This window comes from Pelagibacterium mangrovi (genome assembly GCF_036662815.1).
Lineage (GTDB): Bacteria > Pseudomonadota > Alphaproteobacteria > Rhizobiales > Devosiaceae > Pelagibacterium > Pelagibacterium mangrovi.
In genome coordinates this window covers 18,996-39,013 of the sequence record NZ_JBAFXA010000007.1, presented here as the reverse complement: position 1 = coordinate 39,013, position 20,018 = coordinate 18,996, and the positions used below count along the sequence as shown (strand labels likewise).

22 protein-coding genes, 1 tRNA gene and 1 pseudogene are annotated in these 20,018 nt (G+C 61.4%); 17 read left to right on the top strand and 7 right to left on the bottom strand.

All coding sequences use genetic code 11. The annotated features are described in order from the left end of the window. Window positions 1-66: 66 nt before the first annotated feature. The 3 genes from rpoD to V4T21_RS13190 all read left to right on the top strand — a co-directional run bounded on the left by rpoD (window position 67) and on the right by V4T21_RS13190 (window position 2,761). Entirely contained in the window at window positions 67-2,100 is a 2,034-nt protein-coding gene (gene rpoD / locus V4T21_RS13200) for an RNA polymerase sigma factor RpoD (protein ID WP_332717563.1), read from the top strand. 77 nt (window positions 2,101-2,177) lie between these two features. After that, on the top strand, window positions 2,178-2,465 hold the full coding sequence (locus V4T21_RS13195) for an HlyU family transcriptional regulator (protein ID WP_332717562.1): 288 nt from the start codon (window positions 2,178-2,180) through the stop codon (window positions 2,463-2,465). A 71-nt stretch (window positions 2,466-2,536) separates the two neighbouring features. After that, window positions 2,537-2,761, top strand: a complete 225-nt coding sequence (locus V4T21_RS13190) for a hypothetical protein (RefSeq protein WP_332717561.1) — start codon at window positions 2,537-2,539, stop codon at window positions 2,759-2,761. Between the two features lie 12 nt (window positions 2,762-2,773). Here the strand turns inward: V4T21_RS13190 and V4T21_RS13185 are convergent, their stop codons facing one another. Both V4T21_RS13185 and V4T21_RS13180 read right to left on the bottom strand, forming a co-directional pair. Next, window positions 2,774-2,950, bottom strand: a complete 177-nt coding sequence (locus V4T21_RS13185) for a hypothetical protein (protein WP_332717560.1) — start codon at window positions 2,948-2,950, stop codon at window positions 2,774-2,776. Between the two features lie 84 nt (window positions 2,951-3,034). Next, window positions 3,035-3,646 (bottom strand): tellurite resistance TerB family protein, encoded by a 612-nt coding sequence (locus V4T21_RS13180; RefSeq protein WP_332717559.1) that lies wholly within the window; start codon window positions 3,644-3,646, stop codon window positions 3,035-3,037. A 116-nt stretch (window positions 3,647-3,762) separates the two neighbouring features. Between V4T21_RS13180 and V4T21_RS13175 the strand changes: the two genes are divergently transcribed. From V4T21_RS13175 to copM, 3 genes are read left to right on the top strand one after another with little or no spacing between them, the layout of a single operon-like run. Beyond that, complete coding sequence (locus V4T21_RS13175; RefSeq protein ID WP_332717557.1) at window positions 3,763-4,380, top strand: GyrI-like domain-containing protein; 618 nt, start codon at window positions 3,763-3,765, stop codon at window positions 4,378-4,380. Beyond that, entirely contained in the window at window positions 4,377-4,721 is a 345-nt protein-coding gene (locus V4T21_RS13170) for a hypothetical protein (RefSeq protein WP_332717556.1), read from the top strand. Before V4T21_RS13175 ends, V4T21_RS13170 begins: the two co-directional genes overlap by 4 nt. Window positions 4,722-4,723: 2 nt before the next feature. Continuing rightward, on the top strand, window positions 4,724-5,089 hold the full coding sequence (copM, locus tag V4T21_RS13165) for a CopM family metallochaperone (RefSeq protein ID WP_440589655.1): 366 nt from the start codon (window positions 4,724-4,726) through the stop codon (window positions 5,087-5,089). A 72-nt stretch (window positions 5,090-5,161) separates the two neighbouring features. Here copM and V4T21_RS13160 read toward each other — a convergent pair whose 3' ends face one another. Both V4T21_RS13160 and V4T21_RS13155 read right to left on the bottom strand, forming a co-directional pair. Beyond that, window positions 5,162-7,597, bottom strand: a complete 2,436-nt coding sequence (locus V4T21_RS13160) for an OmpA family protein (protein WP_332717552.1) — start codon at window positions 7,595-7,597, stop codon at window positions 5,162-5,164. Window positions 7,598-7,740: 143 nt separating this feature from the next. Further along, window positions 7,741-8,148: a hypothetical protein gene (locus tag V4T21_RS13155; protein WP_332717551.1), complete on the bottom strand. Its 408-nt coding sequence runs from the start codon at window positions 8,146-8,148 to the stop codon at window positions 7,741-7,743. A gap of 200 nt (window positions 8,149-8,348) precedes the next feature. Between V4T21_RS13155 and V4T21_RS13150 the strand changes: the two genes are divergently transcribed. After that, entirely contained in the window at window positions 8,349-8,771 is a 423-nt protein-coding gene (locus tag V4T21_RS13150; protein WP_332717549.1) for a secondary thiamine-phosphate synthase enzyme YjbQ, read from the top strand. 75 nt (window positions 8,772-8,846) lie between these two features. Then, complete coding sequence (locus tag V4T21_RS13145) at window positions 8,847-9,677, top strand: sulfite exporter TauE/SafE family protein (RefSeq protein ID WP_332717547.1); 831 nt, start codon at window positions 8,847-8,849, stop codon at window positions 9,675-9,677. Between the two features lie 39 nt (window positions 9,678-9,716). On the opposite strand, the gene V4T21_RS13140 is transcribed toward V4T21_RS13145, so the two are convergent. Then, on the bottom strand, window positions 9,717-10,436 hold the full coding sequence (locus V4T21_RS13140; protein WP_332717546.1) for an SIMPL domain-containing protein: 720 nt from the start codon (window positions 10,434-10,436) through the stop codon (window positions 9,717-9,719). A gap of 174 nt (window positions 10,437-10,610) precedes the next feature. Here V4T21_RS13140 and V4T21_RS13135 point away from each other — a divergent pair. The 5 genes from V4T21_RS13135 (at window position 10,611) to V4T21_RS13115 (ending at window position 15,794) form a co-directional block, all read left to right on the top strand. After that, window positions 10,611-10,686: transfer RNA gene (locus V4T21_RS13135), tRNA-Ile, on the top strand. A 254-nt stretch (window positions 10,687-10,940) separates the two neighbouring features. Next, window positions 10,941-11,954 (top strand): ABC-three component system protein, encoded by a 1,014-nt coding sequence (locus tag V4T21_RS13130; RefSeq protein ID WP_332717544.1) that lies wholly within the window; start codon window positions 10,941-10,943, stop codon window positions 11,952-11,954. Next, a complete protein-coding gene (locus V4T21_RS13125; protein WP_332717542.1) occupies window positions 11,939-12,430 on the top strand; it encodes an ABC-three component system middle component 2 in 492 nt (163 codons plus the stop codon). The genes V4T21_RS13130 and V4T21_RS13125 overlap by 16 nt, the downstream gene beginning before the upstream one ends. Before the next feature lie 4 nt (window positions 12,431-12,434). After that, the gene (locus V4T21_RS13120) at window positions 12,435-14,321 is read left to right on the top strand and encodes an AAA family ATPase (protein WP_332717540.1); all 1,887 of its coding nucleotides are present in this window, start codon (window positions 12,435-12,437) and stop codon (window positions 14,319-14,321) included. A gap of 330 nt (window positions 14,322-14,651) precedes the next feature. After that, a complete protein-coding gene (locus V4T21_RS13115; RefSeq protein ID WP_332717538.1) occupies window positions 14,652-15,794 on the top strand; it encodes a Fic family protein in 1,143 nt (380 codons plus the stop codon). A 73-nt stretch (window positions 15,795-15,867) separates the two neighbouring features. Here the strand turns inward: V4T21_RS13115 and V4T21_RS13110 are convergent, their stop codons facing one another. Further along, window positions 15,868-16,275, bottom strand: coding sequence for a hypothetical protein (locus V4T21_RS13110; protein WP_332717536.1), 408 nt, complete (start codon window positions 16,273-16,275; stop codon window positions 15,868-15,870). 549 nt (window positions 16,276-16,824) lie between these two features. Next, complete coding sequence (locus tag V4T21_RS19205) at window positions 16,825-16,965, bottom strand: DUF6634 family protein (protein ID WP_422394811.1); 141 nt, start codon at window positions 16,963-16,965, stop codon at window positions 16,825-16,827. A 103-nt stretch (window positions 16,966-17,068) separates the two neighbouring features. Between V4T21_RS19205 and V4T21_RS13105 the strand changes: the two genes are divergently transcribed. The 4 genes and pseudogenes from V4T21_RS13105 to V4T21_RS13090 all read left to right on the top strand — a co-directional run bounded on the left by V4T21_RS13105 (window position 17,069) and on the right by V4T21_RS13090 (window position 20,000). Beyond that, window positions 17,069-17,419 carry a transposase gene (locus tag V4T21_RS13105; protein WP_332717534.1) on the top strand — a complete coding sequence of 117 codons (351 nt, stop codon included), beginning with the start codon at window positions 17,069-17,071 and terminating at the stop codon, window positions 17,417-17,419. Then, window positions 17,416-17,760: an IS66 family insertion sequence element accessory protein TnpB gene (tnpB, locus tag V4T21_RS13100; protein WP_332717533.1), complete on the top strand. Its 345-nt coding sequence runs from the start codon at window positions 17,416-17,418 to the stop codon at window positions 17,758-17,760. The genes V4T21_RS13105 and tnpB overlap by 4 nt, the downstream gene beginning before the upstream one ends. Before the next feature lie 73 nt (window positions 17,761-17,833). Continuing rightward, a pseudogene (gene tnpC / locus V4T21_RS13095) lies at window positions 17,834-19,464 on the top strand (IS66 family transposase). Between the two features lie 38 nt (window positions 19,465-19,502). Continuing rightward, window positions 19,503-20,000 carry an SPW repeat domain-containing protein gene (locus V4T21_RS13090; protein WP_332717531.1) on the top strand — a complete coding sequence of 166 codons (498 nt, stop codon included), beginning with the start codon at window positions 19,503-19,505 and terminating at the stop codon, window positions 19,998-20,000. The last annotated feature ends 18 nt before the right edge of the window (window positions 20,001-20,018 follow it).

Below are 20,018 nucleotides of genomic sequence, written 5' to 3'. Positions count from 1 at the left end.
CAGTGCGATCATCAGGCGATGACACCAGTGCCGCAGACCACGGTGCGGCTCAGGAGAGCGAACTATATGGCCACCAAGGCAGCCAACCAGACCAAGACCGAAACCGACAACAAGCCGGAATCGCAGACAGAGGGTCCCGATGGACCGCTTCTCGACCTTTCCGATGCTGCGGTCAAGAAGCTCATCAAGACCGCCAAGAAGCGCGGTTACGTGACCTATGAAGAGATCAACGCCGTTCTGCCCAGCGAGGAAGTGACCTCCGAGCAGATCGAAGACATCATGGCCATGTTCTCGGACATGGGCATCAATGTCGTCGACGAGGACGAGGTCGAAGAGGCCGAGGCCGACAGCAGCGACGATGAAGGCGGGGAAATCGCCACCACCGGCAGCACGGCGGTCGCCAATACCTCCAACACCAAATCGGGTTCCGACCGGACCGACGATCCGGTGCGCATGTATCTGCGCGAGATGGGATCGGTCGAGCTTTTGAGCCGCGAGGGCGAAATCGCCATCGCCAAGCGCATCGAAGCGGGTCGCGAGACGATGATCGCGGGCCTGTGCGAGAGCCCGCTGACCTTCCAGGCCATTATCATCTGGCGCGATCAGTTGGCCGAAGGCGAAATCCTTCTGCGCGACATCATCGACCTCGAAGCGACCTATGCCGGCCCCGATGCCAAGATGGCCGAGCCGGCCGCCGGCACGAACGACGAGGACGAAGAGGAAGAAGCGCCGGCCCAGCGCTCCGAACGTTCCGCCAAATCCTCCGAGGATGGCGAAGGCGGAGAGGGCGCGGCTCCGGAAGAAGACGACGAGGACGACGAGTACGAGAACAATCTCTCGCTCTCGGCCATGGAAGCGGAACTCAAGCCGCAAGTCGTCGAGACTTTCGACCGGATCGCCGAGACATATGGCCGGATGCGCAAGGTCCAGGACCAGCACGTCGAGGACCAGCTTGCCGCCAAATCGCTCGACGCGGGCGAGGTCAAGGAACTGGAAGCCTGGCGCGGACAGGTGATCGCTGACGTCAAGTCGCTGTCGCTCAATGCTTCGCGTATCGAAAGCCTTGTCGAGCAGCTTTACGACATCAACAAGCGGCTCGTGCGCAACGAAGGACGCCTGCTGCGGCTGGCCGAAAGCTACAAGATCAAGCGCGACGACTTCCTCAATGCCTATTACGGCTCGGAGCTCGATCCTGACTGGGCCGACAAGGTCGGTGGGCGGGGCGACAAGGGCTGGCCCGATTTCGTGGCGCGCGAGCGTGCGACGATCGATGAGCTGCGCGGGGAAATCCAGACGCTGGCCACCGAAACCGGTCTCGATATCGCCGAATACCGCCGCATCGTTTCCAAGGTGCAGAAGGGCGAGCGCGAGGCGGCCATCGCCAAGAAGGAGATGGTGGAAGCCAATCTGCGTCTCGTGATCTCGATCGCGAAGAAGTACACGAACCGCGGGCTGCAATTCCTTGATTTGATTCAGGAAGGCAATATCGGGCTGATGAAGGCCGTCGATAAGTTCGAGTACCGGCGCGGCTACAAGTTCTCGACCTATGCGACGTGGTGGATTCGGCAGGCGATCACCCGTTCGATCGCCGATCAGGCGCGCACCATCCGTATTCCGGTGCACATGATCGAGACGATCAACAAGATCGTGCGCACGTCGCGCCAGATGCTCCATGAGATCGGACGCGAGCCGACGCCGGAAGAGCTGAGCGAAAAGCTCCAGATGCCCCTCGACAAGGTGCGCAAGGTTCTCAAGATCGCCAAGGAGCCGATCAGCCTCGAAACGCCGATCGGCGACGAGGAAGACAGCAACCTTGGGGATTTCATTCCCGATACCAATGCGATCCAGCCGATCGACGCGGCGATCCAGTCGAACCTGCGCGAAACGACGACGCGGGTTCTGGCATCGCTGACGCCGCGCGAAGAACGCGTCCTGCGCATGCGGTTCGGGATCGGGATGAACACCGATCATACGCTGGAAGAAGTCGGCCAGCAGTTTTCGGTGACGCGCGAGCGTATCCGTCAGATCGAAGCCAAGGCGCTGCGCAAGCTCAAGCATCCGAGCCGGAGCAGGAAGCTCAGGAGCTTCCTGGACAACTGAGCCGGGTAGGGCCAGGTTTCAAGACCAATCGAGAGGGGCGGCCGAGAGCCGCCCCGCGCATGTTAGGAGAAACCGAGATGTCGTTTCTGAAGAAGCTGTTCGGCGGCGGTTCGGACAAGGTGGGGACCTCCTCGACGGTCGATGGCGAGGAAGAGTTCGAAGGTTATGTCATCAAGGCGATCCTGATGCGCAGCGGTGGTGAGTATCAGGTGGCCGGCACTATCGAAAAAGAGATCGATGGCGAACTCAAGGTCCACAATTTCGTCCGCGCCGACAAATTCGCCGACAAAGAGGCCTGCGTCGCGACGACGCTGAGCAAGGGCCGGCAGATCATCCGCGAGCAGGGCAAAACGCTGTTCGCCTGAGGAATTTTCCCAACACTTCCCTATGGCCTGTCGCATATAGCGACGGGCCTGTTTCATTTTGGAGACCAATCATGGCCAAGAAACCAACCGTGCGCACCGAATTCGTGCTTTTCGACATCGTCTATGAGGACGGAAGCCAACGATCCAACAGGAAGGTCGACGCCAGCCTGCTGGGCGGGTTGGACGGAGATGAGCCCGCGCTGACCGCGATTATGGATCAGGACCGGGCGATATCGGAAAAATCGGGGGTGCCGCCGCTCAAGATCACTTCGATCAAGCGCAGCGGCAAGAAGTAGGAGCGGGCCGGCTCACAAGGGGCGGGCCGCCGGTTCCTGAATTATTTCGGGGCGGCCCGTACCGTCGTTATCGCCGACGGTGAATGCGAACCACCCGAATGCCACCAAGGCCAGCGCCGCGAGGATGCGCAGCACGATCTGCCCGGGTGTCGGGCCGTGACGGGACTGTTCCGGATCGAGATAGGTCATCGCCAGCCTCCTTGGTGAGCCGTTAATAATAAGGGCTCACGGCGCGTTTCGTTCCCGAAATAGGGGAGCCCATCCGATCCCACATTAGCGGGCGGCGGCCTTGTGGATTTCCCCCACCAGGGCGTCGGGCAGGCTGAGCCGGTTGGCCAAAGTGTCGAGATAGGCGCGTTCGGTGGCTGTGTCGGCTTCGATGGCGACCAGAGACGCGGCGTAGATTTCCGCTGCATGTTCGGGGGTATCGGCGCCACGGACCACGGCTTCGATATCGAGCGGGGTCGAGAGTTCGTCGAAGACGAATGCCTTTTCCTGGGCGGAGAGGTTCATATCCTCAAGGCGCTGGAAGATGCGCTCCTTTTCATCGGCATCGATGCGGCCATCGGCCTTGGCGGCGGCGATCATGGCGCGCACGAGGGCCTTGCCCAGAGCTTCCTGGCCGGCTTCGTCATTGCGGGCGGGCATGAAAGGGCCCTCGGGGGGCGTTTCGACATCGGCGACGGTATTATTCTGGCGGCTTTTCTGCCAGGCGTTGTAGGCCAATCCGCCGATCGCGGCGAGGGCGCCATATTTGGCCACCTTCTTCATGCCGCCCCCACCCAGCAACATGCCTGCCGCAAGCCCCGCGGCGCCAGCGCCTGCCGTGCGCTGCATGTTGGGATCGGTCTTGAGGGCAGTCATGATCTTGTCGATGTCAAACATTGGTTTCTCCGAATTGGCTCAGGTTACAAATGGGGATGTCGGGCAAAGCGCGCAAGAATTCTTTCCAATTTTTAAGGGTCTGATTATCGTTCGTGGCGCCGAGGGAGCTGCCCTGCATGGAAAAGACCGACTTTAAAAAACATCTCAAGACGCTGTATGGGCCGACGATGCGAATGGGCATCCATCTGGTCGAAGTGCCCGCCATGCGCTTCCTCATGATCGACGGGCATGGCAATCCCAATACCGAACGCAGCTATGCTCAAGCCGTCGAAACGCTCTATTCGGTCGCCTATGCCCTCAAATTCGCGTCGAAAAAGCAGCTCGAACGGGACTATGTCGTGCCGCCGCTCGAGGGGCTGTGGTGGGCCTCGGACATGGAGAGCTTTGTAACGCGGGAAAAGGACAAATGGGATTGGACCATGATGATCATGCTGCCCGATTGGCTGGGGCCGGCAATGATCGAAAGGACCATCGAAACCGTGCGCAGCAAGAAGGCGCCGCCGGCGCTCGACAGGTTACGGGTCGAGAAACTGGAGGAGGGGCAGGCCGCCCAGGTACTCCATATCGGTCCCTATGACGATGAGGGACCCGTGCTCGAAAAGCTTCATGCTGAATTCTTGCCGCAAAATGGGTTAAAACCAGTGGGCAAGCACCACGAAATCTACCTTTCCGACCCACGAAGGGCAGATCCGGGGAGGCTCAAAACCATATTGCGGCACCCCGTGAAGCGATGAAAATTTTTGCCCGGACAGTTCTTGCCGTTCTGCTGCTCATCTCAAGCAGTCTTGCCGTTACGGCCATGGCGGCGCCGGGGCCGCATGAGCATATGGCGCATGAACACGGCGCGCCCGCTATGGATCATGACGGCGCCGATTGCAGCGCCGCATTGTGCTGCTTTGCGCTGGAGCCTTCCGAAGTCGTCGGGCCGTCCGGCTGTTCTCCCTCGGTCCCCAAGCCGTCCGCCGGGGAGCTGCGCCTGCCAATGCATACCGATCCGCAAGAGCGACCGCCGCAGGCGAGCTGGCGCGGCACGCATGAGCGTGCGGAAATCGCTATGCACATTGAAAGGATATGAAAATGCACAAGCTGCTTATCAGTGCCGGGCTGGTGCTCGGATCGGCCTTCGCTTTTCCCGCCATCGCCCAGGATGCTCATGCCGGGCACGATATGGGCGAGAGCACGGAGCCTTCGGTCACTGCCTATATGGAGGCGATGGACCGGATGCATGAGGCTATGGGCGAAATGGACTACACCGGCGATGCCGATGTCGATTTCGCCGTGGGGATGATCCCGCATCATCAGGCGGCCATCGATATGGCCAACATCGTTCTCGAACATGGAGACGACCCTGAGATCGCCGCGTTGGCCGAGGAGATCATCGCGGCGCAGGAAGCCGAGATTGCTCAGCTCGAGGCCTGGCTGGCCGAACATGGCGGCCACTGACGCCATAGGGACTTAGAAACAGGGGGCCGGAGTGGATGCTCCGGCCCCTTTCATCGTTATCGATCGGCTCGATCAGCCGGCGTTGCCGGTCATCGGGGTGACCAGCGGGGTGATCCGGCGGATCGTGACGCGGCGGTTGGTGCGTTCCTCGTTCTGCGTGTTCACCTTCAGATACCGCTCGCCATAGCCCTGGGTCGCCAGGTTTTCGGCGGGGATGCCATAGACCCGGGTGAGGGCGTAGGCGACGGCCTCCGCGCGGCGGTCCGACAGGGCGAGGTTGGAGAGATCGGAGCCGACCGCGTCCGTGTGACCTTCGATGAGGAAGGTTTCGGCGGGGTTCTGCTGGATCAGCGTCAACATCGCGTTGGCCACTGCCGAGAGCGTACCGATCTCGCTCTGGGAAATGGTGGCGCTGGCCGTTTCGAAGGTCAGGTCGCCGATTTCAAGCCGGCGGACCATGTCGCGCAGGCGGGCCGAGCGCTTGACCTCATCGATGGTGTAGTAGCGCTGGATGGTTTCCACCGGCGGCTGGTCGAGGAACTGGGCGACCTGCTGCTGATCGGCGAAGGATGCATCGAGCACATACTCACGCGGCGGAATGTTGAGCTGGAGCGGGGGAAGCTGACGGCCCGGATCGATCCAGCGGCCCTGCTCGTCGTAGCGGGTATAGCTGGGGTCGACATAGACCAGCAGAATTTCGCGCCCGTCGGGCTCGATGCGCGAACGGCGGACGATGTCGCCGTAACGATCGCGGATCGTCACGATGCGGCTGCCATCGGCACGCAGGATGACCTCGCGGGTGCGCCCCTCGGTCAGGTCCTCATAGTAGTATTCCTGGTCGTCAGGATAGACGATGCGAGGTGTATCGGGGGTATCGATGAACTGATTGGCCCCGATCGCGAAAATGGTCGCAAGGCCGATGGTTGCGATGATCTCCGCATTGGAGGGGCCTTCGCGAACCGGGCCGACGAGCACGCCGCCCTGTTGGGCAGCCTGTGGCTGGGCAGCGCCCTCGGTAAGCGTGGCACCTGCAGCGGCCTCGGCGGCTTCCTCGATTTCCTGAATGGAAATCTGCTGACGATCTTCTGCCTGTTCTTCGTCGATCGAGGGGATTTCCTCGACGTTGATTTCGACGGGTGCAGCCGGTTCGACCGGTGCCTCGACGGGGGCTTCGGCAGGCTGATCGGCGGGAGCCTGTGCATCGACCTCGGGTTCAGCCGGTGTTTCGGCCTCGACCGGAGCTTCCTCTTCGAGAAGACCGGCGGCGGCGTCCTTCTGGCTGTCGAGCAGCGGGGCGACGTTTTCGACGTCGGTGCCTTCGGGCACGATTTCGCCCTGCACGTCACCATCGAGGACGATATCGTCGGTCAATTCCTCAGCCGGGGCTTCTTCAGCGGGGAGTTCCTCGGCGGGAGCCTCTTCGACAGGGGCTTCGCCTTCGGGGGCCGCGGGTTCGGTCACTACGGGGGCATTGAGATCGACGAGTTCGAGCTCGATGCCGAAGCCGGCGAGGCAGGCCTGAAGATCGGTCTGACCCAAGGCCTGACAAATGGCGCCGATTTCGGCTTCCGCATCCGCCACAGCCTGAGCCGACGCCGTGACGTCGCCACCGGCTGCCGCTGCCGCCTGATATTCGGCCGCTGCGGTCTCATAGGCGGCGACGGCATCAAGGAGCGAGCCGGGGGCTTCCGAGGACGGAGCGGGCTGGGGTTCGGCAGGCTGGGCCTCCGGTGCGGGAGCTTCCGCGTCGGGGGCGGGCGCCGGTTCTTCAACGGGCGCCGGAAGGGGTACGGGTTCGGCTTCCGGGGCTGGTTCTTCGGCAGCCTCGGGAGCGGGTTCAGGAGCAGGTTGCTCTACCGCTTCGGGGGCAGGGACCGGCTCTTCGACCGGGGCCTCTTCAACGGGAGCGGGTTCTTCGGCGGGAACAGGTGCCGCATCCTCAACCGGAGCCGGCTCTTCAACGGGTTCAGCAGCCGGTTCTTCCACGGGGGCAGGGGCGACCTCCTCGGCCGGAGCCGGAGCAGGTTCCTCGACCGGCGTGGGTTCTTCGACAGGTGCCGGTGCCGGCTCTTCAACCGGTGCTGGGGCAGGCTCTTCGACGGGCGCGGGAACAGGTTCCTCAGCGGGGGCTGGGGCCGGTTCTTCGACCGGAGCGGCTTCTTCCACAGCCGGAGCGGGCTCTTCGGCAGGCGCTTCGAGTCCGCCGCTTTCGAACATGGCGATGCACGATTCGATATCGCCCTGGCCTATTGCCGAGCACAGCGCACCGAGTTCGTTCTCAGCGGCAGCCAAAGCAGCTTCGGCGGCAGCGACGTCGCCACCTGCCTGCTGGGCGGCGGCAACGGCGGCCTGAGCTTCGCGATAGGTTCCGATGGCGCCAGCCAAGGCCGGCGGCGCCGCCTGTGCGACGGTGATGGTGGAACTGCTGCTCTGCGCAAAAAGCGGCGCCACAGGGGTGCCGAGCATGAGCATGGCAGTACTGGTCAAGAGCACTTGTTTGAAGTTCATAAGGTTATCTCCCTTGCCCCCCGGCAAAAGTCGCGGCCACTTCCAGCGGCCCTGCGAAATCTGTTGGTAACACCGTCAAACTGACGCCAAGCTGAACAGAAACGGGCGCGGTGTCCATGGAAACCGCGCCCGATGACCGTTTGTTACTGAGCCGGAGCCGCGGGGGCCGGTTCAACCGGAGCCGCTTCAGCAGGAGCCGCTTCAGCGGGGGCGGCTTCGGCAGGAGCTTCATCGGCGGGAGCGGCAGCTTCGGGAGCAGCCTCAACCGCCGGAGCGGGTTCCTCGACCGCCGGAGCGGTTTCGGTCATGGGGGCGGGTTCGGTAACCGGCGCGGTGTCCGTTGCCGGAGGTGTCGTTTCCACCGTAGCGGGGGCGGTATCGACGGGGGCGGGCTCACCTCCGCTCAAAGCAATGAAACCGATGATGAGCACGGCAAGAACAAGAATACCGCCGATCCACCAGCCGGCACTGCCGCCGGAATTGACTGCATAGACGCGCTCACGCTCGGTAGTGCGGTTGCGGTCCGTGTAGTCGCGATCAATATCAGCCATTTTCAGTCTCCATTTTGTGACACGGCGGCGGCGGTCGGCCGTCGGGTGCCGGGTTCCTGAGAACGCTCGTGCAGCACCGCACAGGACTTGCGACGCCGCCGCAGAAGGCGCGGACTCGAGATGTCACAAAAACGCGACCGGGCTATTTGGGTTCCCGAGGAGGACTCAGATACGATCGGCCTGGACCGGGGAGAAAGCATATGCGGCAGGCAAACCAGACACTGACGATTTCGACGGATGGTCCGGGGCTTTACGAATTTACCCGCCCTATCGGCAGCTTTCTGGCGCAGAACGCGGTGACGGATGGCCTGCTGACCGTCTATTGCCGGCATACTTCGTGCTCGCTGCTCATCCAGGAAAATGCCGATCCGGACGTGCAGGACGATCTCCAGACGTTTTTCCGCAAGCTGGTGCCTGAGGGGATGGATTGGATCGTCCACACCACCGAGGGGACGGACGATATGCCGGCGCATATCAAGGCGGCGCTGACGCAGACCTCGCTGTCCATTCCCATCATCGAGGGGCGGCCAGCGCTTGGAACCTGGCAAGGCGTCTATCTTTTCGAGCACAGGCATGCGCCGCATCGGCGGCAGGTGGTTCTGCATGTGCTGGGAGAGGGTTGACGCGCGTTAGCGCTTGTCCAGGATGAAAGAAGGCCGTACCGTTGGGTACGCTATTTTCGACTCCGGAATTTTTCCTTGTCCGATCTGATCTCCCAATACCTTCCCTTTGCCCTGGGACTCGCCGCAACGGGCGCGATATCGGGCGTCATGGCCGGTTTGCTGGGCATCGGCGGGGGCATCATCATGGTTCCGGCCATGGTGCTGGCCTACCAATTGCTCGGCTACAATCTAGAGGTGATCATGCATGTCGCGGTCGGCACCTCGCTGGCCGTGATCATCCCCACCGGGCTGCGCAGTGCCCGCTCGCACGACAAGCGCGGGGCGGTGGATGGCAAGATTCTCCGGCGCTGGGGGCCGTGGATCGTCGCGGCGTCCCTGATCGGCGGGCTCATGGCGGGGCTCTATTCGGCGGCGGCGCTCAAGATCATTTTCGGGGTAATGGCGCTGTTCATCGCGCTCAACATGGCACTGCCGGTCCAGCGCAAGCTCATGGAATCGCTGGCCGATGTGCCTATGGTCAACCGCATATCGGCTGCGGTGATCGGCTATATTTCGGCGCTGATGGGCATCGGCGGCGGTTCGCTTACGGTGCCCACGCTCGTCGCCTTCGGCGCGCCGATCCACACGGCGGTGGGCACGAGTTCGGCCCTGGGGGTGATCCTCGCAGTGCCGGCCGTTATCGGCTTCATCATTTCGGGGTGGACGGCAGTGGGTACGCCGCCGTTGAGCTTGGGGTTCATCAATATCCCCTCGCTGGTGCTGATCGGTGGGTTGGCGACGTTGACGGCACCGCTAGGGGTGGCGCTGGCGCACAAGCTCGATGCGAGGCTACTCAAAATCGTTTTTGCGATTTTCCTCGTGGTCGTCGGTGCGCGGATGATCCTGCAGGCACTTGGGATTTGGTAAAGCAGCCGGCAATTAATCCGGCTGCTCCGAAAACAGACGTTAGTCCCTGCGGTCTTCGATTTCCCAGGCGATGGTCGCGGTGATCGAATAGGCCATCTCGCCTGCTTCGACCGGTACCGAGGCGTCGGCGGCCATTTCCATGGCCTGGGCGCGATACATCGGCATGGGGGGCTGGGGAAGGTCGACTTCGGTGATCGATTCGATCGAGCCGAGCGCGATGCCGGCGGCCATTGCATAGGTTTCGGCCTTGGCGACCGCGTCGGCAACGGCGAGCTTGCGGGCTTCTTCCTCGAGCTTGTCGGTATCGGCGACTTCGAAGGACACGCCATTGATCGTGTTGGCCCCGACCGTCACGGCCTGATCGAGCACGGCGCCCAGGATATCGAGGTCCCGCACGACGATCGTCACCGAATTGGAAACCTGATAGCCCTGAATTTCGGGCGGGAGAGTGTAGCCGTTTTCGTCGCGCTGGTCGGAATAGACATATTGCGGGCTGACCGAGAAATCAGAGGTCTGGATATCGCGGTTCTCGAGCCCTGCTTCGCGCAAGGCCGCGATGAGATCGGCCATGGCTGCGGTATTGGCGTCGAGCGCTTCGCGGGCGGTTTCGGCCTGGGTAGTGACGCCGGTGTTTACGGTCGCCATATCGGGGGCGGCGCGAACGGTTCCCGTGCCGGACAGGGTGATGTTATCGGCAAGTGCCGGTGTCGCAAGCAGTGCCGCGAAGGCGACCGGGGCGAGCGTGATGGGAAGGCGCATGGGAAGTCTCCTCGAATATCGTCGTTGGAAATTGATTTTGCCCCTCGCAGAACGGGCCCAGTTTTTGAGAGGTAATGCGTCGGATTTGGGGCGGGGCGCTGGCCGGAAAAATACCGAGCCATCAATAAAACATGATGGACCTCGACCGAGCAAATCGCTAGGAGTGGCTGGCGTGGGCCTGTAGCTCAATGGTTAGAGCCGACCGCTCATAACGGTCTGGTTGCAGGTTCGAGTCCTGCCGGGCCCACCATAGATCATCAAACTTGATGCGACCAAAAAATGTTGAGTCGATTTAAGCCCGGAAATCCGGGAAGCGACCAAAAGTTTTGAGTCGATCCGACCGGGCAACATGAATCTCGTTGCGAGATGGTTGGCCACAGGATCTCGGCAGCATGGGCTGGTAGCTTGCCAGATGCTATGCCATCTTCAGGAGGGAGGCGGCGCTGTGACCCCTAGGGCGTTCTCTTGGATCAGTTAGCGTGAAGTGACGCATGGTAGGATGAGATGGGCGGCAAGCTCACATATAGAGATGATATTCTGCTGCTCTCCGCCAAGGGGCTGGAGCGCTTCGTTCACCGCTGGGTCGCAACGCGCCTGACCGACTATGTCGACCATCACGAATTCGGTGATGCGTCGGACATGGGCCGTGACGTCGGCGGATTCATCAGCAGCGCCAAGCACGAAGGCCCTTGGGACAATTTCCAGTGCAAGATGCTGGCCAAGCCCCTCGATGGCCCCACCATGTTTGAAGAAGTCGGCAAGATTCTCCACTTCGCGTCGGAAGGCCATTTCACCGCACCGCGGAAATATGTGTTCGTCGCCCCCAAGGGCTTCAATCGTGGGGCCGAGCAGCTGCTGCACAATCCCGAGCGCTTTCGGTCGACGATGCTCGCCGAATGGGACGCGCGCTGCTCCCGCAAGATTAGGAGCAACGGGGATCCGGTCCCGATGACGCCAGCACTGCGGCAGTTGATCGAGGAGTTCTCGTTCGCCGACATCGAAGGCTGGGACGTTGACAAGATGCTCGCGCTGCCCGGTATGAACCTCGTTCTGGCCGACACGTTCGGCGATGACCCCGGCGACGCGCCCAAGGGCATCTTACCTGGCGCCGTGGCTGACGAGGAATCGGTATATGTCGGGCAACTGGTCGTCATTTATTCGGAGTGCGCCGGCGTGCCGTTCGCCGATGCAGATGCGGTACTGGCCGATGCCGAGCATGGCATTCATCTGACAATGCAACGCCGGCGGTACTACGACACCGACGCCTTCCGCCGTCACTTCCGGGACAACCTCGAGCCTGAGCATCTGCAGCTTTTCAACGAAGAGGTGCATGCTGGGGTTTTCGAGACCTATGCCAGTACGAGCGGATTCGAACGGCTGACAAGGGTGATGGACCGTGCAGGCACGGTTGAGGTCACCGGCATTTTTGGACGGCATCGGCGAGCGTCTGTCCAGGTTCGCCAGGGCACATGCCATCACTTCGCCAACGAGGGGATCATGCCGTGGACGAAGATGTGACCGCCGCACCACGCCTCTTCAACGGCAGCGTCGAGACTGGCGTGCGATCGCTGTTGATCCTCGAGGCTTGTTATCCGGCTGCCCTCGATCTCGACACCATGTCACTGTTCGACTTCTTCGTGGTCCACACGGCCGATATCGGCGGCCCGGTCAGCCTGCATCCAGCCATCGGATCGCGGGTGGGCGAATATCATGTGCGCAGGCGCGTCATCCAGGACGGCTTGGGTCTAATGCGGCGCGCCAGTCTCGTGGACGTGGTCGAGGCCGACGACGGCGTTCGCTTCGCCGCGTCCGAGGACGCGCCGGCCTTCGTCAGGCTCATGGGCACCGATTACAACCGCGACCTCTTAGACCGCTCCAAATGGTTGGCCGAACAGTGGCAGGACATTGGCGACGAATTCCTGACGCGGTTGCGCGCAAGTATCGAGCGCTGGAGTCTTGAGTTCCGGGAAGAAGGCGGTTCTGCGGATGCCTGAGCCTATGCTTGCCAAGCTCCGGCTGGAGCATCTCACGTTCGTCGGCGATGGCCAAGAACCGGCCGGAATCGAGTTCGCGGAAGGTTTGACCCTCATCTACGGCGGATCGAACGCCGGCAAGTCCTATTCCCTTAAGGTGATCGACTTCATGCTGGGCGGAAAACCCCCCGACATCCTGAAGAACCACGGATCGGAATATACAAAAGTGCTGCTCGGGTTGACGCTCGGAAACGGCCGGCAGGTGACCCTCGAGCGTGCGCGCAAGGGCGGTGGCTTTAAGGTCTACGAGGGTTTGGCAAAAGATGGTAGGCTCGCCGGCGGGACTGGCGTGGTGCTGTCCGCCGATCACGGCAAGGGTAAGACGGGCAGCGTCTCCGAATTGCTGCTCGAAAGCATCGGCATCAAGGATGCCAGGATCGCCTCGACCGAGGCGGCGCAGCTCGTCCCGTTCTCCATCCGTCATTTCATGCCTTACGTCACTGTAGACGAGGACCGGATGTTTTCGGAGGGCAGCCCGACCATCGTGAGCCCGAAGAACGGGCCCACGCTAAACAAGAACGTCTTTCGATTCATCCTGACTGGGCAGGACGACGGCGACGTTATCGAAGTGCCCAATGAGAAGGCAATCAAGGCCAGTAATACTGGCAAGGTCGAACTTCTGGATGAAATGATCGGGGAGATCGACCGCGAACTCGGCGACGTCGATCTGGCCAGCCTCGATGCCGAAGTCGAACGGCTGACTGCACAGCTAGAGGATTTTGGAGGCTCGCTGGCCGAGCTTCAGCAGGACCTCGACACCGCCACGCGGGAGCGCCGCGGCCTCATGGACACAATGGATGCGGACCGCTCTAAACTCGGTCAGCTGGTTGCAATGAAGGCTCGCTTCCTTGAGCTTCAAGACACTTACCGCATCGATATTCGGCGGCTCGAGGCCATCGAGGAAGGCGGATTCCTGCTGCAGCGCTTCGAGGACCAGCCATGCCCGATGTGTGGTGCGCTGCCCGGCGATCAGCACCTGCCGCACGAGCTCGGGGACCTTGATCGCCAACACGCAACAGCCCAAGCCGAGATCACCAAGATTCGCCGCGACATGCGCGGTCTGGAAACCGCCTTGGCCGGTATCGACGCCGAGCAGACCGCCCTCGACTTGCGGCTGGAGTTCACGGCGAAAGAGATTCGCGCCCGCGAGGCGACGATTTCCCGCCTGAGACCGCAGGAGGCGTCGGGACGCCGGGACTACCAGGCGGCGGCCGAACGACTCGCCCGATTCGAGAACTTATCGGAGATGCGCTCTCGGCGATCGGCAATGCAGGTCAAGCGGGATGCAATATCCGCCTCAACGGTGGGACGCCAGAAGGCCGACGGTCTGATCATCGGCATCGACGGGCCGACGGGTCACGATTTCGCGCAGGTGGTTCGGGACGTTCTCAAGGCATGGGAGTATCCTAGTGTGGAAGCAGTCACGTGGGACGAGAAGCGGCAGGACATTGCCATCAACGGCCAGCCGCGGGGCCAGAACGGCAAAGGCGTCAAGGCGGTGTTTCACTCCGCCTTCGTGGTGGCGGTAATGATCTATTGCCGCACCAACCGTCTGCCGCATCCGGGTTTCGTGGTCTTGGATTCCCCGCTCGTGACCTATCGCAAGCCGGTCCACTACGAACGTCATGGGGAACTGGAGGCAGACGAGAAGGCCATCGCGAGCACAACGCTGGACCAAGCGTTCTACAAGCACCTCGCCGGTTTGCGCGAAATCGGACAGGTCTACGTGATTGAAAACAACGATCCGCCAGGCTCGATGCCGGACGGCGTCAAGATCGAGCTGTTCTCTGGTGAATCCGGTGATGGCCGGCAAGGATTGTTCCCCGTTCGCCGACGTTTGGCGTCGACCTGAAGTCGAAACTTGGCGAGCCATTCCTCCATTTGCGCGATCTCAACTCTTTGCCAGGAGAAGGTTGGAACGCCGGAAAGGGGCTTGGCTGCAGGTTAGCAGCGACGTGGCAACGGGGTGGTCGTTTAGCAGCCGTCGTCGCCGCCTCCGCGCCATCGCCGAACTGAACGTGCTGCCACATGGATATGCCGCTTCTGGTAGTCTGATGATGTAAGGCGAGGGCGAATGTCACCGCCGGCCAGGTAAGCCGACCGGAAAGAGTCCGGAAACAACAATTGCGACTTTCGTTATTAAGGGTTATCGTTAAAACCGTTCATAACGAAAGCTTCTGCTATGGTTTTTGGGTCTTTCTTCCTCGATGAGAACCGTGCCTGCTATCGACCCGGTGTGCCGGTCGTGCCTGCCCTCGAAGACGTGGTGGACGGTCTGCAGAAGACCACCATTGCATTGGCTGAATTTGACCGTCGGGTATCGAAACTTGGAGTACAGGGTTCCATTGGCCGACTCTTCGCGCGCCTCGATGCCGTACATTCCTCAGGGGCTGAGGGCAGCACGACGACCTTCACCGACCTCATGGAATACGAGAGCATTCCCGACGCAGCGTCAGATCCGGAAGATGCCAAGGTCGTGGCTGCATGCGCCTACGCATTCGAGGCATCGCTTGACACCCCAGACCCGCTGCAGGCCGTTCTTGCAATCCATCGGCGCCTGTTCGAGAGGGATACGAATGCGTTCAAAAAAGGTGGCGCCGGCGCATTCAAGTCGTTGCCTAATTCCACCTATGACCCTGAATCCATCGGCGGACTGTTCTTTTATACCCATCCTTCCCAACTGCCAGATGCGCTGCAAGAGTGGCTCGGATTCACCATGCAAGTCGACTCCCGCACGCCCGAGCTCATCCGGCAGCTCTGCTCGCACTGGATGTTCGAGAGTATTCATCCCGTTACGGACGGCAACGGCCGCATCGGCCGACTGCTCCTGCCGTTGGTGATGAAATGGAAAGGGGCGACCCGTTCGGGTTCCACATTCATTGGCGAAGCCGTCCATGCCGACAAGGATATCTACATAGATGCCTTAAAAGATGTGCGTCGGACTGGGGATTTCACTCGGTGGTGCAACATCGGGTTATCGTTCGTTCGCCAAACGGCCGAAAGCAATATCGAGCGGCTGGACCGATTGTCTGAAATCACCAGCGAATGGAATGGTCAGTTAGAGGGCATTCGCAAGGACAGCGTCCTTCACCGTATGGTTCCGTGGATGCTCACCAAGCCGGCCTTTACGGTCAAGGATGCGAGTAGCGAACTCGGTGTATCGTTCCCGGTGGCAAACAACGCTATCCAGATGCTTGTGGAAAAGAAGATCGTCACCCTAGCGGGGGAGGGTCGTCGAAACCGCTTATTCCTCGCCGGTGACGTGCTCGATGCATTTGATCGGTTCAGAGCTCCTGAGCCCAATAACACTTCCTTTTACCGGTGATTTTGGCAGTCCGAGAGAAAGGGCTTCCAATCTGATACTGCCGAAGCAAGGTAAACGAGACGGCATAGTCTATTCAAAACCGCGTCGGCCCTGCCAATGTCTTGAACGCGCCCTCGCTATATTGGCGCTCAAGCTCCATCAGGAGGTGGTTCAACCTCATTCGCAGGGCCTCTTGATCCGTCTCATCGTCGGTTGCGATGGTCAGGATCGCCTCGGCGATGACACCGGCCGCACCGACATTTCGCCCACGGGCACTGGGGATCTGGGTCCGCCGAAATTTGCCCTCAATCTCGACCGGTCCAACCGCGCGGGCAATACGAATCATGGCGTTGCGGATTCGGGTGGCAGATGCCTTGGCTTCATGGCTCATTACCGCGCCAGGGTTCGCCTGACCTGCATCCCAATATAGAGCAGACAACCGCGCGAGCACGAGCAGATCCCCGATCGACACATCGGGCTCGAATATAGTCTCTTTTGCCATGCTTCACCTCAGAGGCAAAATGGCAGCTTCCTGATAACAAATCCCTAAATTGAAGTTGTGTGGCCACGGCGCAATGGCAATGTGCCATCGGCGAGAACGGGCAAGCCATTAGCTGATGGCTTATGAGGGCCAAATTCGAGGAAGTATGAACCTCAACATACTGGCTGATGGCCTCAACCAAACAGCTAATGGCGTTAAGCCATCAGCCAGTGTTATTGAAGCGACAGGTAATGGCCTGAAGCCACTGGAAGATGGCGGTAGCGCGATCGGCACTGACGCTCAGGCGAACAGGTATTTGTGCTTCGGGAGTCACGGCGATGATGGGAAAATCCGATCGCAGCCATCCAAGCGCCGGTCGGTGCAGCGGCATCATTTCTTTTCAGATCCGTTCGGACCGACACTTCGCAAACTGTGCCGTCCGTCGAAATCAACAACGTCCTGTGCCTCGCTACGCCGATCGCTTGCTTCGGTTATGGAAAAGTTGTCAGGCGGCACCTGTATTGCTGGCCCAAAATGCAACGTATTTGGCCCTCCGTGCCCCCGAGAACCTCAGGTCGGTCCGAGACGATAAAAGCGGGAAAACGTCCTTGCCCATCCGGCCGCGTGATCAAGGGCATAGACTTCGGACGTCACGATCGGCCCATTGTCCAAATAGGGATGTGCTTGAACGGTCGTAAGCGAGAAGCCCACCCCGTCTGGTGACGGCCGACATCCGGCGGTATTGGCACCCGAGAATTTGTGATGGGTGTTATGTTCTATGTCTACGACTATGCCTGGAGATGGAAGTTTTCATATGATCGAGGCGGTGCCTGATCGTATGGAGGGCGCGCCTGTCGCTCGGCGGCGCCGGTGGTCGGATGCGTTCAAGGCCGAGATGGTGGCGCGCTGTCTTGAGCCTGGGGCCAACGTGTCGGCGCTGGCGCGCGAGATCGGGATTTCTCCTTCGCAGTTGTTCGGTTGGCGCACCGAGGCATTCAAGCGCGGCGAGGTCGCAAAACGCGATGACGATGCAGGAGTGGTAGCCGCCGCAAGGTCTGAGCGCGGTATGATCGAGATCGTGGTCAGTGACACGGTGGTCCGGGTTGGCTCCGATGTCGGAGACGCCCATCTGCGGCGGGTAATCCGCGCTGTGCGGTCGGCATGATCCCTACGGGTGTAAAGGTTTATCTGGCCAGCCAGCCCGTGGACTTTCGCAAGGGGCCAGACGGTCTTGTTGGTCTGGTGCGCGATGCTGGAGCGGACCCCTTCAATGGCGCGCTCTATGTCTTTCGCGCCAAGCGGGCCGACCGGATCAAGATCGTGTGGTGGGATGGCACCGGACTTTGCCTTTACGCCAAGCGGTTGGAGAAGGCGGCGTTCTGCTGGCCGCGGATTGGTAATACTCGGGTGCAGATGAGCTACGCACAGCTGCTGGCACTGATCGAGGGGATGGACTGGAAGCGGGTGCGAACAGTGCCGGTGAACCGGCCGCAATCTGCTGGGTAAACGTCTGCGGCAGACTGACTCAGGGAGCGCAAGAAGCCAGGCAATCGGGGGTGTTTTGTGCCATGATCGCGGCATGAACCCGGCCGATTTGCATGCGCTCCCCGATGACGTCCACGCCCTCAAGGCGATGATCGTGGCGGCCCAGGACAGGGTGGCGTCGGCCGAGCAGCGGCGCCGGGCTCTGGAAGCTGAAATCGCCGCGCATGAGGCCGAGATTGCCGCCATGAAGGCGGACAAGGCTGCCGACGCGGAAAAGATCGGCCGGCTGGAATCCATCATCGCCCTGCTGCAGCGGGCCCAATACGGCACTCGCTCGGAAAAGCTGCGGATCGCCCCCCTTGATGACGAGCAGATGGCTTTCGCCTTTGATGAGTTGCGGACCGGTCTTGGCGAGATCGAGGCCAAACGCGAAAAGCAATCCGGACAAGCCGCGCTCCGTCCTTCGCGTCCCCGGAAAGGGTTTGCACCGCACCTGGAGCGGATCGAGGAGGTGATCGAGCCCGAGGTGCCGGCCGAGTGCGAAGGCCTTGATGCCGTGCGGATCGGTGAGGACGTCACCGAGCGCCTCGATGTGACGCCGGCCAGGTTCCGCGTCATCGTCACCCGTCGCCCCAAATACGCCTATCGCCTGGCGGACGGCCAGGATCGCATCGCGCAGGCTCCGGCGCCCAACCATCTCATTGCCGGCGGCATTCCCACCGAGGCGGTGCTGGCCCAGGTGGCGGTCAGCAAATACGCCGATGGCCTACCGCTCTATCGCCAGGAAGAGATTTACTCTCGTGATGGGGTGGAGCTGGATCGGTCTCTGATGGCGCAATGGATGGGGCGGCTGAGCTTCGAGCTCGAGCCACTCGCCCACCATGTTCTCAAAACCATCAAGCTCGGTGAGCGGGTTTTTGCCGACGAGACCCGGCTTCCGACCCTGGCGCCTGGCACTGGCAAGGTGAAAACAGCTTGGCTTTGGGCTTATGCCCGGGACGACCGGACCTTTGGAGGATCAAGTCCACCGATGGTGGCCTATTGCTTCGAAGACAGCAGATCAGGCGAATGCGTCGCCCGGCATCTGGACGGCTATCGCGGGATCCTGCAGATCGACGGCTATGCTGCCTATAACCGACTGGGCAAAGCGAGTGGCGCCAACGACGCCATGACGCTCGCCGGGTGCTGGGCGCACGGCGCAAGTTCTTCGATCTCCAGGCCAGTGACGGTTCGCCCTTTGCCGGTGCCGTGGTGACGGCGATGGCACCGCTGTGGGCCATCGAAGACGACATTCGTGGTCACGACCCCGATCTGCGCGCCGCCATCAGAGCCGAGAAGTCCGCGCCGATCGTGAGCGACCTGCTCGCCGTTCTGGACCGGGAACTGCCCCGCATCTCGGGGAAATCGAAACTGGCCGAGGCGATCCGCTACACGCTCGCCCGGCGTGCCGTGCTCGAACGCTTCCTCTCGGATGGCCGCATCGAGCTCGACTCCAATATCGTCGAGCGCGCCATCAGACCCCAGACCATTACGCGCAAGAACAGCCTTTTTGCCGGCAGTGACGGGGGCGGCCGCTCCTGGGCAACCATCGCAACGTTGCTCATCACGGCCAAGATGAACGATGTCGACCCACATGTTTGGCTCACCCAGACCCTCGAGCGTATCGCCAATGGCTGGCCCAACAGCGACATCGACGCCCTCATGCCCTGGAACTACGCCGGCTGAACGGTCCTGCCTTCTCGCTTACCGATGAGCTCGTGGCGATGGGGCAGTTCCTGGTCCTAAACAAGCGGCGCGGACGACCGTTCTGGCGATCTTTCTTCAAGGGCGACGCGCTGCCCGGCAGCGGCGAGGACAAGCAGTCCGGCTTCGATTCCGATCTCGGGGGCACCATCAAGTCGGCGACCCGTGGGGTGACTGTACCGTGGACGCTCGTTGGAAGCGCTGCCGTTGGCCTTTGGCTGATGTTCAGCCGTCTAGCGTTCGGTACCGAGCCACCGATGGCGGACAGCGATCATCTGGTCGGCGCGCTCATTGTCACCGTTGCCGTGATGGCTATGGCGGAAGTCGCGCGGCCCTTGCGCTTCATCAACGTAGCCTTTGGGCTGTGGCTGATTGCGTCGCCTTGGCTGCTTATCGGCGCGGCGCCGCTCGCTTCGGGGGCAAGCGTTATCACCGGCATTCTCCTGATCGGCCTTAGCCTGCCGCGCGGTCCCCGTAGTAAGGAGCATTATGGGAGCTGGGACCGCTATGTCGTGTGAGCCGTGAGAATCCGCGGC